The 12,359-nt window shown below is 41.3% G+C and carries 13 protein-coding genes; 9 read left to right on the top strand and 4 right to left on the bottom strand.

The window, feature by feature from the left end:
• Positions 1–11 precede the first annotated feature (11 nt).
• Positions 12–1,466 (top strand): serine/threonine protein kinase, encoded by a 1,455-nt coding sequence (locus AC1F2U_RS07640; protein WP_480260563.1) that lies wholly within the window; start codon positions 12–14, stop codon positions 1,464–1,466.
• A gap of 179 nt (positions 1,467–1,645) precedes the next feature.
• Here the strand turns inward: AC1F2U_RS07640 and AC1F2U_RS07635 are convergent, their stop codons facing one another.
• Both AC1F2U_RS07635 and AC1F2U_RS07630 read right to left on the bottom strand, forming a co-directional pair.
• Complete coding sequence (locus tag AC1F2U_RS07635) at positions 1,646–1,921, bottom strand: hypothetical protein (RefSeq protein ID WP_480260562.1); 276 nt, start codon at positions 1,919–1,921, stop codon at positions 1,646–1,648.
• A 143-nt stretch (positions 1,922–2,064) separates the two neighbouring features.
• Positions 2,065–2,427, bottom strand: coding sequence for a hypothetical protein (locus AC1F2U_RS07630; RefSeq protein WP_480260561.1), 363 nt, complete (start codon positions 2,425–2,427; stop codon positions 2,065–2,067).
• A gap of 689 nt (positions 2,428–3,116) precedes the next feature.
• On the opposite strand from AC1F2U_RS07630, the gene AC1F2U_RS07625 reads away from it, so the two are divergent.
• The 7 genes from AC1F2U_RS07625 (at position 3,117) to AC1F2U_RS07595 (ending at position 9,257) form a co-directional block, all read left to right on the top strand.
• Positions 3,117–3,611, top strand: coding sequence for a hypothetical protein (locus AC1F2U_RS07625; RefSeq protein ID WP_480260560.1), 495 nt, complete (start codon positions 3,117–3,119; stop codon positions 3,609–3,611).
• Between the two features lie 348 nt (positions 3,612–3,959).
• A complete protein-coding gene (locus AC1F2U_RS07620) occupies positions 3,960–4,283 on the top strand; it encodes a DUF6464 family protein (protein WP_480260559.1) in 324 nt (107 codons plus the stop codon).
• 291 nt (positions 4,284–4,574) lie between these two features.
• Positions 4,575–5,837, top strand: coding sequence for an ABC transporter substrate-binding protein (locus AC1F2U_RS07615; protein ID WP_480260558.1), 1,263 nt, complete (start codon positions 4,575–4,577; stop codon positions 5,835–5,837).
• 7 nt (positions 5,838–5,844) lie between these two features.
• Complete coding sequence (locus AC1F2U_RS07610; protein ID WP_480260557.1) at positions 5,845–6,795, top strand: branched-chain amino acid ABC transporter permease; 951 nt, start codon at positions 5,845–5,847, stop codon at positions 6,793–6,795.
• A gap of 14 nt (positions 6,796–6,809) precedes the next feature.
• The gene (locus AC1F2U_RS07605) at positions 6,810–7,412 is read left to right on the top strand and encodes a Uma2 family endonuclease (protein ID WP_480260556.1); all 603 of its coding nucleotides are present in this window, start codon (positions 6,810–6,812) and stop codon (positions 7,410–7,412) included.
• A gap of 53 nt (positions 7,413–7,465) precedes the next feature.
• Entirely contained in the window at positions 7,466–8,413 is a 948-nt protein-coding gene (locus tag AC1F2U_RS07600) for a branched-chain amino acid ABC transporter permease (RefSeq protein WP_480260555.1), read from the top strand.
• Positions 8,414–8,465: 52 nt separating this feature from the next.
• Positions 8,466–9,257: an ABC transporter ATP-binding protein gene (locus AC1F2U_RS07595; protein ID WP_480260554.1), complete on the top strand. Its 792-nt coding sequence runs from the start codon at positions 8,466–8,468 to the stop codon at positions 9,255–9,257.
• A gap of 2 nt (positions 9,258–9,259) precedes the next feature.
• Here AC1F2U_RS07595 and AC1F2U_RS07590 read toward each other — a convergent pair whose 3' ends face one another.
• Positions 9,260–10,099 carry an Rpn family recombination-promoting nuclease/putative transposase gene (locus tag AC1F2U_RS07590; RefSeq protein WP_480260553.1) on the bottom strand — a complete coding sequence of 280 codons (840 nt, stop codon included), beginning with the start codon at positions 10,097–10,099 and terminating at the stop codon, positions 9,260–9,262.
• A 160-nt stretch (positions 10,100–10,259) separates the two neighbouring features.
• Here AC1F2U_RS07590 and AC1F2U_RS07585 point away from each other — a divergent pair, with 160 nt between their 5' ends.
• A complete protein-coding gene (locus AC1F2U_RS07585) occupies positions 10,260–10,991 on the top strand; it encodes an ABC transporter ATP-binding protein (protein ID WP_480260552.1) in 732 nt (243 codons plus the stop codon).
• 45 nt (positions 10,992–11,036) lie between these two features.
• Here the strand turns inward: AC1F2U_RS07585 and AC1F2U_RS07580 are convergent, their stop codons facing one another.
• Positions 11,037–12,356, bottom strand: a complete 1,320-nt coding sequence (locus tag AC1F2U_RS07580) for an ATP-binding cassette domain-containing protein (protein ID WP_480260551.1) — start codon at positions 12,354–12,356, stop codon at positions 11,037–11,039.
• Positions 12,357–12,359: the final 3 nt, after the last annotated feature.

The following is a 12,359-nucleotide window of genomic DNA, read 5'->3' as shown; positions in this document are numbered from 1 at the left end:
TAGAGGTATTCATGCCCTGGATAGCAGGACAACAATTGCAAAGTGGCAAATATGTAATTGGGCAAGTCCTGGGACAGGGGGGATTTGGGATTACTTATAAGGCTTTGCATGTTGAACTAAATCAGACAGTTGTAATTAAGACACCTAATGAATATCTCAGCCACGATCCGGAATATGAAAAGTACATAGAGAGATTTATCCAAGAAGGACGGATACTCGCACGCTTATCAGAAGACCCTCATCCTCACATTGTGGGAGTGATTGATTTGTTTCGGGAAGGTGCTACCCACTGTTTAGTGATGGACTTTGTTGAGGGAGAAAATTTGTTTGAGGCAGTCAAGCGTAGGGGGGCTTTATCAGAAGCAGAGATTCTACCGTGCATCTGCCAGATTGGGGAAGCTTTGAGCGTAGTGCATCAAGCAGGGTTAGTACACCGAGATGCCCACCCTGGAAATATTATGTTGCGGAGAAATGGCAGAGCAGTTTTAATTGACTTTGGAATTGCTAAAGAACTTTTGCCTAAAACCTTGAGTTCAAAGGGCATTGCAGGTAATGAGGGGTTTGCGCCCTATGAGCAGATGAGTAGAGGCAGTCGGGAGCTAACCGTCGATGTCTACTGTCTAGCTGCCACACTGTATTATGCGGTCACGTGTCAGCGCCCAACAACCTCTTTGGCTCGCAAGCTCGATAATGCTTCCCTGAAATCACCTAAACAAATTAATCCAAGCATCAGCGATCAATTAAATAAAGCAATTCTCAAGGGTATGGCACTGGAGGCAAAAGACCGCCCTCAGTCGATGCAGGCATGGTTGGCAATGCTAGAAGCATTAAAACCGACACCTCTACCTCCAGTTAAGCCAATTTATAAAAGAGAATTTGTTCGTCTCAAAGCCGAGTCAAAGGTACTTTGGGGCTGGTTGGGTGGTTCATTATTAGTACTTTATGGATTGATAGGCTATCTCATAACCGTACCTAATACTTCATTATGGGCTGTACTTGGGATTGTGTTTGCGGCTGTAGCTGTGGCTTGGGCTGGAGCTATCGCTGTGGATAGGGCTGGGGGTGGGGTTGTGGCAATGATTGGAACTGTGACGTTGATTGGGGCTGTGGTTGGTGCTATAGCTGTGGTTTGGGCTGGAGCGGGATCTGTGGCTGTGGTTGGTGCTATAGCTGTGGTTGTGGCTTGGGCTGGAGCTTGGGCGGAGAATGAGGCTTGGGCTGAGGCTGTGCCTGTAGGAGTTGCTGGGGCTGGAGCTTTGACTTTAGCTGGGGTTTTAGCTAGTACTGGTGCTGGGTTTTTGGCGGTTGCAGTACCTTTTTTTGTGTCTGTTGTTGTCAGTACATCAGGAAATGAATTACGAAAATTCTTTAGCAAGTTTCAAACTTGTATGATTTTGGTTGTCACTTCTAGTCTAGGCTTGGGTTTGGGATGGTTAGGACGTTGGATCTTTAACGCAGGCTCATAGCTTGATCAAGCTCCAAAAGCTAAGTAGCAAAGGATTTTGTAGCAATTTTTTGGGGTAGAGAAGCGATGTCTAAGGACAAGCCGCTACGCGTCTACGCACCTTTCACCTCATACCAAAATATTAAATTTCCCGCCTCAATACCAAACGCTGGTTTTAAGAGCGTTGTTATGGAAGATAAGCTAGGAAAATAAACTGATATCTACATTAAAATAGTCCGCCAACGCTTCTGCTTGAGTTTTACTAATGGTGCGATCGCGAAGCGTCTCCGTTCGCGCAGCGTCCCGAAGGGAAGGAGAATCGCCATTAACAATTTGCAAGGCAATTTCCAATGAACCAATTACCTCAGCTAATGCTTCGGTTGTAGTATCGCGTGCGTCCATTAGATGTACTAACATCGAATTGGGTGTACCTTGGAGAATTGGGTAATGGGTTTCTTCAACGATGTTTGACGACAACCTGCTATACGTCTACGGAATATTTCTAAACTCAAGCGATCGCTATTTAAATGTTATCTTTTTTCTATTGGTTCACCACCTAACCAAAAATCTCCCGAATTCAATTCGGGAGAGTGTCAAAAAACCCAAATGTATTGTCTTTATCAAATAACAACCTCTTGCTTAGGCTTCCGCACTGGACGCTTGCGTTCGCTGCGACGAACGCCCCCTGCCATTTTGTACTCATCGCTATTCTTGCCATACTTTGCAGCTACGCTGACTAACACATGTTCTGTTAGTTCCATCAGCGACTTTTCGGCTAATTCTAAAGCTCCCTGAGTTAGATCCACGGTGGAGAGGCTGGAGTTATAAACTTCCAACTTGTCCTGTGTTTTTTTGATGGCGGCAGCAAAGGTGTCAATAGTGACTCCATTACCTAAATCTAAGGTGGGATTAATCGATTTCAAACCCGCAATCCGACGCTGTGCTCTATCAAGTACTTTAGATCCACGTTTTGGACGTGACATAAATAACTTTCCTTTTCTTAATCATGCACTAGGATAAAAACTGACTTCTATCCTTGTCTTTACACCATTAGGATAAATAAAATTGGGGTGATTGACACCCGCAATATTCAGTATTGTTTAACCTATTTAGTACAAAAAAGCGTTAGATTTATTCCGTGAATTTATTGAGATTTATCCGAATTCAAGAAACGATCGCCCGAATTCAAGAAACGACCGCCCGAATTCAAGAAACGACCGCCCGAATTCAAGAAACGATCGCCCGAATTCAATAAACAATCGCCCGAATTCAAGAAACGATCGCCCGAATTCAAGAAACGATCGCCCGAATTCAAGAAACGACCGCCCGAATTCAAGAAACGATCGCCCGAATTCAAGAAACGACTGCCCGAATTTAATATCGCGCTTCTCGCTTGATTGCAATATCGAACTCCTATTTAATTTTTGCGAAGTTCGGTGCGCCTTTATCTCGCTTCGCTGATGAAGATTCCCTGCGATCGCCCTGATATCCTCACAAACCGCTATGCGTCTACGGAATATTTTTAAACTCAAGCGATCGCTGCTCACCAAAGCGATGGGTATTTTTTTAGTAGGAAGTCCCTTATTCTCTTAAGCATTATCATTATATAGTACAAGTATACTAACTAGCTGCTAAAATGCTTTAAAAGTCAGCTAGCCTTGCTTGAGGTAGTATGAAAAAAATCCCAGACACGGACAAAAAGCCCATTTTGCTGTTCCAGCCTACATTTGTAACTACTGCTATAGTGCCACTGCAACCCCAAGAAAAAAAAATCATCAGTGAACGGGAGCGTTTTATAACACAAGTCGAACGCATCAATCAGATGGCGGAAGAGTTAGAAGCAGCGATATTAGAGTTGAAAGCGATCGCTAACACAATGAATACTCAAAAACGTTACCCACTCATGATAAAGGAGATATGCAAAAATATTTGTCAGTATTTCGCAGTTAGCATCCCTTGGGTGAAACGAAAGTCTGACGAATCATTTGTTTTGACAACGCGAAAAGTTGATTTATTCCGAGCCGAAAGGGAAGCTGCACTGCTAGCAGAGCAACTTCGTCAGCAAACCAAAAAAAGATTAGCATCGCAGCGACACAGAAAAAACAAGAATGGGGCTGAAGCTGACACAAAACGCTTCTTCAAAAAGGTATTAGTCAACAAATCTTAAAATTATCAACATTCAACGGCATCTCACCCTTGAGGTTGTAACAGTTATGCTGATTGAAGTGGCAGAAGGAATTTCTTCCTCAAAATTGCTAGATATAGCCGTAGCCACATAGGTTAGGACAATGTTGATTGCTAAAACCTTTGATTTCACTGGGTTTATACTCAGCACTCAGCACGGGCTAAACGCCCCGCTACCGCTAACAGCACTTTGCTATACTACACTGCCATTATTTCTTTGCAACCATAGTTGGTGACAAAGAAACAAAGCCGCCCTAATATTTGCACTTCCGTAAAACCAGAGTGTAACATCAGGGACAATCAATCAGCGCCCAGAAGAGGTAAAAAGAAGGTGTTAAAGACACTTTTAGTAATTGCCATTGGTTTTTTACCGTCCCTGTTTTCCCTGTGGATGATCCGTAGAACCCAGCGATCGCGCTTGCGGATGAGGCAAGCAGCCATGAATTTTCCAGTGGCACAGGGACGGCACAACGTCAGACCTGTGGAAGGCGATCGCTATTATTTAGAAGGCGTGGGTTATCTGATTGGCGATATCAGCTGCAAGTTTAATGCTCGGTCTGGCTACATCCGCTGTGCTATCAACCCCGAAGGCCCGTGTAACGGTTGCCGTCACTACGAACCTAGAGAATTAACTGGTAATGAAAAAAGCACTTAAGATTCCTCACTCAATACTTAACCCACCTAAAATTACCTGGTTAACACACAGGCTCTGACGTGGATAGTTTTCCAGCGACTTTATAGCACTAAAACCAGGTAATGATAAAATCATTACTAATTATAATAATTTGTATTTACAAGCACTTTGAATATTTCTGTTTGCATGGTGAAATAAGAATGATTTAATAGAATTCGTGCAAAAGTGTAAATCTGCATAATTTTGTTTGCAGATTATAAACTTTACTATTAACTCTTGCCGAATATCTCATAACTAGATGATTATCCAACGATGAACAACGCGATCGCTCGGACAACAGCATTATTATCAACTTGTGCTTTGCTACTAACAGGCTGTGGTGGTGGCACTACCACAGTGACAAATTCTCCTACTAATAGTCCAAACAGTACCCCAAATAACACTGCAACCAATACCCCAGCAACAACGGCTACATTATCAAGTGCTATTCCTATTGGTATTGGTGTTGCCCAAACTAGCAATGTAGCATTACTGGGTCAAGAGCAAGTCGCTGGAGCCAAACTTGCTCAGAAGTATTTCAATAGTAAAGGTGGTGTTAATGGCACACCAATTAAATTAGTTTTTCAAGATACTAGCGGTGATGAAGCAGGAGCAATTAACGCTTTTCAAACTCTAATTAATAAAGATAAAGTTATTGGAATTGTCGGGCCAACTTTGTCACAGCAAGCCTTTAGTGCAGATCCGATTGGCGAACGGGCAAAAGTACCAATTATTGGACCATCAAATACTGCTAAAAATATTCCCGAAATTGGTGATTACGTTGCCCGTGTTTCTGCACCAGTTTCCATCGTTGCACCTAATTCAGTGAAAGCGGCACTTAAGCAAAATCCCCAACTGAAAAAAGTCGCAGTTTTCTACGCCCAAAATGATGCATTTAGCAAGTCAGAAACGGAAATATTTCAGCAAACAGTTAAGGATCAAGGACTGGAATTGGTAACAGTGCAAAAATTCCAAACCAGCGATACAGATTTTCAAAGTCAAGCAACCAATGCAATTAATCTCAAACCAGATTTGGTAATTATTTCTGGCTTGGCTGCTGATGGTGGTAATTTAGTTAGGCAATTGCGGGAACTGGGTTATAAAGGCTTAATTGTCGGTGGAAATGGTCTAAACACATCGAATTTATTGCCAGTTTGTAAAGCATTTTGTGATGGGGTATTGATTGCTCAAGCCTACAGTCCAGAACATCCAGGTGAAATTAACGCGGCGTTTCGTAAAGCCTATATTGAAGAATATAAAAAAGAACCACCCCAATTTAGCGCCCAAGCTTTTGCAGCAGTGCAGGTTTATGTCGAAGCACTCCAATCTTTAGATAAAAAGAGCAAAATCAACAAACTACAGCTACCAGAATTACGGACGCAGTTAAACAAACAAATACTTGAAGGAGCATACAATACACCATTAGGTGAAATTGGTTTTACTCCCACAGGTGAAGTTGTGCAAAAAGATTTCTATGTTGCTCAAATCAAAATGGAAAAAGATGGAAGTCAAGGTAAATTCACATTTCTAAAATAGCTGCTCCATGAATATCAATCTCTTTTTGCAGCAATTATTAAATGGGTTATCCATTGGCAGCGTCTATGCAATTTTTGCCTTGGGATATACCTTGGTTTATTCTATTTTAGGCATTATTAATTTAGCTCATGGCGCGATTTTTACCTTGGGTGCATATTTCACTTATGCACTTATGGGTGGGAACTTTGGATTTAATGGCTTACTGGCTAATGCAGTCTTGCCGATAAAATTACCATTTGCTATAGCCTTGATTTTAGGAAGCACCTTAGCAGGATTGGTAGGGGTAGTGATGGAACGCGTTGCTTTTCAACCTTTGCGGCGTCAAGGCTCCGATCCTTTGCTAACTGTTGTTTCCAGCTTGGGGGTAGCAGTGGTAATTGTGAATTTAATTCAATATTTAGTAGGTGCGGAAAGTTATACATACCCCGCAAATACTTATGGTAATTTGCCACCTGCGATTAACTTTGGTAGTCCAGAAAACCCAATTCCGATTCGTAGTGTTCAGGTGGTAATTTTTACTGTGTCAGTGGTAATTGTGGCAATTCTTACCTATTTTATCAATCGGACTAAATATGGTAAGGCAATGCAAGCGATCGCAGAAGATCCAACTACAGCTAGTTTGTTAGGAATTAATAGCGATCGCTTTATCATCCTAACATTCTTCATCAGCAGTTTTTTAGCAGGATTAGCAGGAACTTTAGTTGCTTCTAGTGTTAGTATTGCAGGGCCATATTTCGGCATTGCTTTTGGTTTGCGGGGTTTAGCAGTAATTGTTTTAGGTGGTTTAGGTAGTATTCCTGGTGCGGTGGTAGGGGGTTTGTTAATTGGATTAGTTGAGGCGTTTGTCCCTGCTGATTATTCTGGATATAAAGACGCAGTAGCCTTTGCAATTTTGTTTATCATGCTATTAGTTAGACCTCAAGGTTTGCTAGGACGGCGGTTTATTCAGAAAGTTTAAAGAGATGTAGAGCCATGAAAACATATACTAAACAAAAGTTAACTTTTGACCAATTTTTAGAACAGTGTCCAGAGTCAGGTTTATATGAACTTGTGGATGGAGAAATTGTAGAAGTGCGTGCAACCAGAAATCATGATGATGTCGCTGACTTTACGGCTGACTCTTTCAAAGATGAAATTAAACGTCTAAATCTTAATTACGTAGTAAAAAACACAGCAGTCTTTAAAACTATAACTGCTAATGGCATAGAACAAGGGCGCAAGCCTGATGTAAGTGTCATAGATAAAGATAAATGGCGCTCAAATCGTTCTGCTTATGCTGCACTTGAAGAACCTATCCAATTAGCTGTAGAAGTGACATCAACTAATTGGGAAGATGACTACATTGATAAATTAGATGAATATCAACGCTTAGGTATTACAGAATATTGGATTGTGGATTATTTAGCAATTGGGCTAAGAGAGTATTTGGGAAACCCAAAAGTTCCGGCTGTGTTTGTTTTTCTATTAGATGCTGAGGGTAAATACCAATGCACACATTTTAGAGGCTCAGAAAGAATTGTGTCACGAACTTTTCCTGAACTGACGCTGACAGCAGAGCAAATATTAACAGCTTAATAGTTGATAAAAGCGATAGTTTGATTAAGTTTAATCAAAATATATTAAATAAAATGGCTGATTTTTTCGCTACTTACGCTTCTTTGATTGTCTCTATGGTATTAGGGGCGCTATTAGGATTATCGCTTTACTTACCGCTAATGACAGGACAATTGTCTTTAGCTAGTCCAGGATTTTATGCTTTAGGTGGGTATATTGCAGCAATTTTATCTACCAAAGTTTTTACATCTAGCAGTAGTTTATTTCCCATTCCATTATTGTTATTGGAGATGTTAACTGCGGGTGTAATTTCTGGTTTATTAGGTGTAATAATAGGAATTCCAGCATTGAGATTGCGAGGAATTTATTTAGCGATCGCAACTATCGCTTTTGTGGAAGTTCTGCGCGTCATCTCCCTCAATTTAGATATTACAGGTGGTGCTGTTGGAATTTTTGGCATCCCTCAACCTTTCCAAACACAACTTGAATATTTATGGATTGCTTTGCCATTACTATTAATTAGTATGGTGCTACTTTATCGTTTAGAACGCATCCGCGTCGGCAGGGCTTTTATCGCGATCCGCGAAGATGAATTAGCTGCGGGTGCAATGGGAATCGATCCCACTTATTATAAAGTTTTGGCGTTTACATTGGGGGCTATGCTTGCAGGAGTTGTAGGTGCAATTAGCGCTCACTTCCTCAATACCTGGAATGCTCGTCAAGGTACTTTTGATGCCAGTATTATATATTTAACTTTTGTTTTAATTGGTGGTTCGAGAACTTTTTTAGGCCCGGTAATTGGAGGTATGGTATTTACAGCTTTACCAGAGATTCTGCGAAGCCTGGCTGATACTGGTGGTTTACCTAATTGGTTAGCACAGTTTTTGCGAGATGGTAGATTAATTATTTTTGGCTTTTTAATAGTAATAGGTACAATCTTTTTCCCCCAAGGGCTAATTACTCCAGATATTTTTCAAAGAAAAAAACGAACCGCCAAGCACGCAAAGGGCGCAAAGCAATAAGAGTTTCAGAGAATTATTGCGTAAGTCTTATAATTCATAATAATATGCGAAAATGTCACATAGCATTCCAGTAGCTAACAGCAATATTGTCTTAGAAGCAAGAGCATTAACTCGCCGCTTTGGTGGTTTAGTGGCGGTAAATAATGTATCTTTTAGTGTAAATCAACATGAGATTTTTGGACTAATTGGCCCTAATGGTGCTGGCAAAACAACACTGTTTAATTTGATTACTGCCTTTATTCCACCTTCTGGCGGTAAATTAATTTATCAAGGTACGGAAATTTCTCAACTGCGTCCTCATCAAATTGCTGCTTTAGGTATCGCCCGTACCTTCCAAAATATCCGCTTGTTTGGGGAATTATCGGCGTTAGAAAATGCGATCGTTGCCCGACATTTACACACTAAAAGTAATATGATTACAGGTGTTTTGGGATTACCACCAGCGCCTCGCGAAGAGCTAAAAACTAAGCAAAAAGCTTTAGATTTATTAGATTTGGTGGGATTAAGCGATCGCGCTGACGAAAAAGCCAAAAACTTTGCTTACGGCGATCAGCGTCGGCTAGAAATTGCCCGTGCTTTAGCATTAGAACCGCAAATTTTGCTTCTCGACGAACCGGCGGCGGGAATGAACCCCAACGAAAAGCAGCAATTAAGTGAATTTATTCGCAGTCTGCGCAATGACTTTAATTTGACGATTGTCCTTATAGAACACCATGTACCATTGGTTATGGGTTTGTGCGATCGCATTGCTGTATTAGATTTTGGTCAATTAATTGCCTTGGGTGAACCATCTGTAGTCAGAAACGATCCGGCTGTAATTGAAGCTTATTTGGGAAATGAATGAATTTATGTAGACAAAATTACCACAAATTCTTCTAAAGAACTCACAGCGATCGCGCTATCCATTAAATTTTCTAATTGCTCCACATTCTTGCCCTCAAGCCTTATTTCTGCCTCATGGGGAATTTCACCAAAGCGTTGTTCCAATACCCGGATTAGCTGCCGTAGCGCACCCTGCTGAATACCTCTTTGCTCAATTTCCTGATACCAAGGCGATTCTCGCAATACTGCCATATCCCACCTCATGATTTGTTGCACTAAAGGCGTGTCTAACACAAAGCTAGCAAAAAATGCCAGCAATGATTCTAATTGGTTCAACTGTGCATCTGCTCGTAGCGCCTGTAATGCGCGTTGCACAACTGATACCTCTCCCCCTCCTCGGAGGATTGGCACAAAGGGTAACAACGATGGTAGTGGTTGCTGAAACACTATTTCAACATCGATTTCCCACAAATTGATCGTGCGATAATCTTGGATAGCACGTAATCCCAAAAATTCCTGCTCGTAACTACTGACAATAGTTAAGCTGGATGAGGGCGGTAAAATATTGATCAGTACTGGGTAAGTTGGCAATCGGTAGCGTTCTTGTGCCAAGGCAGCGTAGGCTCTCATCCGTAGAGGCATCTGTGCCGTGTAACGCAACTGTAGTTCATTTAGTATTAGAAAATCTCCGTGAGTAGCACTGTATGCTTTCACTAACACATCTGTTTCGCGGCTAATCCAGTGAAACTCAGAGCCGAGAATTTCTCTCGCCACGACTTCAGGACGCTGTGTCACCCACTTTACCCATGCATCGGGAGCTAAATTAATTAGTCCTTTGCTACCAATATCTGCTACTTTTGCCACTGGACGCTTGATATCTTTATCAGTAATTAATGGTACATCATAAAGATTGCGGTATTATGGCGTTGGTTTGAAGTTGAAGCAATGTCTACGCACTGTTTTAAGAAATGTATGATTGATGTATCTTAGATTTTGAATCAACATTTCTGGATGTAAACCGCCCATGAAAGCCGATAGTAACCCAAACTATACAATTTTAGATGTTCAAGAACTTGATGTTAATTATGGCGGCATCCAAGCTTTAAAAAAAATTAATTTAATTATTCAAAAAGGCGAGGTAGTTACTCTAATTGGTGCTAATGGTGCTGGGAAAACTACCACACTCCGCGCTATATCTAAAGTAGTTAATCCTAAGAGTGGCGTAATTATCTATAATGGACATAATATTACTCGTCGCCAAACTCACGAAGTTGTACAACTTGGTATCGCCCATTGTCCTGAAGGACGCAGAGTATTAGCGCGGCAAACTGTATTTGATAATTTACTTTTGGGTGCTTATATTCGCTCCAATCAAGCCGAGATCAAAGCCGATATTCAACGCCAATTTGAGCTATTTCCCCGCTTGTCACAAAGACGCAATCAGCTAGCAGGAACCCTCAGCGGTGGCGAACAACAAATGTTAGCGATCGCTCGTGCTGTCATGAGTAAACCACAACTTTTACTTTTAGACGAGCCTAGCTTAGGTTTAGCACCTGCGATCGTCCGGGAAATCTTCTCGATTATTGAAAATCTTCGGGCTACAGGTGTGACTATTTTGTTAGTTGAACAAAACGCGAATTTAGCGCTGCAAATTGCCGATCGCGGTTATGTTCTAGAAGCTGGTTCTATTACCTTAACAGGGGCAGCATCAGAATTGATTAGTGATGAGCGAGTTAAAAAAGCTTATTTAGGATAAATATTATATTGATGTTTACATTATTTCCTTTTATTTCCCGAAACTCTATTGTTGTAACACCGAGAGAGTACCTTCTAGAATCACACTGAGCGGTGCAGTTAGTTCGCGAAGTAGACGTTCATCATTGGCATCAAAGGGGCTACCTCCTAGTTTATTAGTCAACACAACCACTGCAAAAACCAAGTGTTTGCTATTGAACATGGGTAAGCAAAGAATATTACAAGTATGATATCCAGTTGCTCGATCGATTTCTCTATAGAACTGAGGATTTTGCTGAACATCAGTTATATTTACACTCTCACCAGTTGTGGCAACATAACCACTAATACTAGCATTCATCGGTAGGAAAATTTCTACCGCTTCTTCATTTTCACTCCGGGAAACCTTAGACCAAAGCTGGTTTTTTTCCCGATCGACCACAAAGATAGTTGCTCGATCCGCACCCATAATTTGGGCAATTTTCCAGGCTAACGCCCTAATCACTTCCTCAATATTTGCTTTTAGCATTTGCTCGCTGAGAATATTCATTGCTTGCAAAACTTGTTCAAATTCTTCTTTGAGCTTCTGAAGTAAACTCAAAAACTGAGGGATTGTTAATTCTTCGAGCGTGCGGCTCAATTCCTCTTTTTTCGCTTTAACTAATGAGGTCGTTGTACTCTCAATGTCTAGAATTGCTTGCTCTGTAGGCGAGGCTAAACGGCCATCTTCTAAATGAACAATGCGATCGGCAATATCTAAAATCCGGTTGTCATGGGTTACTAGCAAAATGGTACAATTTTGCTGCTTTGCCAGTTTTTGCATTAGTTCCACCACATCTCGACCACTGGCTTTGTCTAGCGCTGCTGTTGGTTCATCTGCCAAAATCAGTTGGGGTCGGTTTACCAAAGCCCGCGCGATCGCCACTCGTTGTTTTTGTCCGCCCGATAACTGGTGCGGATAAGAATGAATCTGCTTTTGCAGTCCCACTTGCTCTAATATTGCTTGCGATCGCTCTTGCGCTTCTTCCATTGCGATCGCATCATTCAGCACCAAAGACATTTGCACATTTTGGTTTGCGGTTAGGGAACCTAGCAAATTATGAGCTTGGAAAATGAATCCTATCTGTTTGCGGACATTTTCCAGTAACCGATTACTCACTCCGCTTAACTCCTGTCCTAGTACTTGAAGGCTACCTTCCTGAACAGAACGCAATCCCCCAATTAAAGTCAGCAGTGTTGTTTTCCCAGACCCGGAGGGGCCGGACATAATCACAATTTCTCCAGGATAAATCTTTAGGGAAATATCAAATAATATTTGTTTGCGTAATTGACCCTTTCCATAATAATGATTGGTGTTTTTGATTTGAATAATTGGTTGGGTAGACATCAG

The sequence above is a fragment of the Nostoc sp. LEGE 12454 genome, assembly GCF_056620565.1.
Note: the sequence above shows the minus strand (reverse complement) of the source record. Positions and strands in the feature narration are given on the sequence as shown.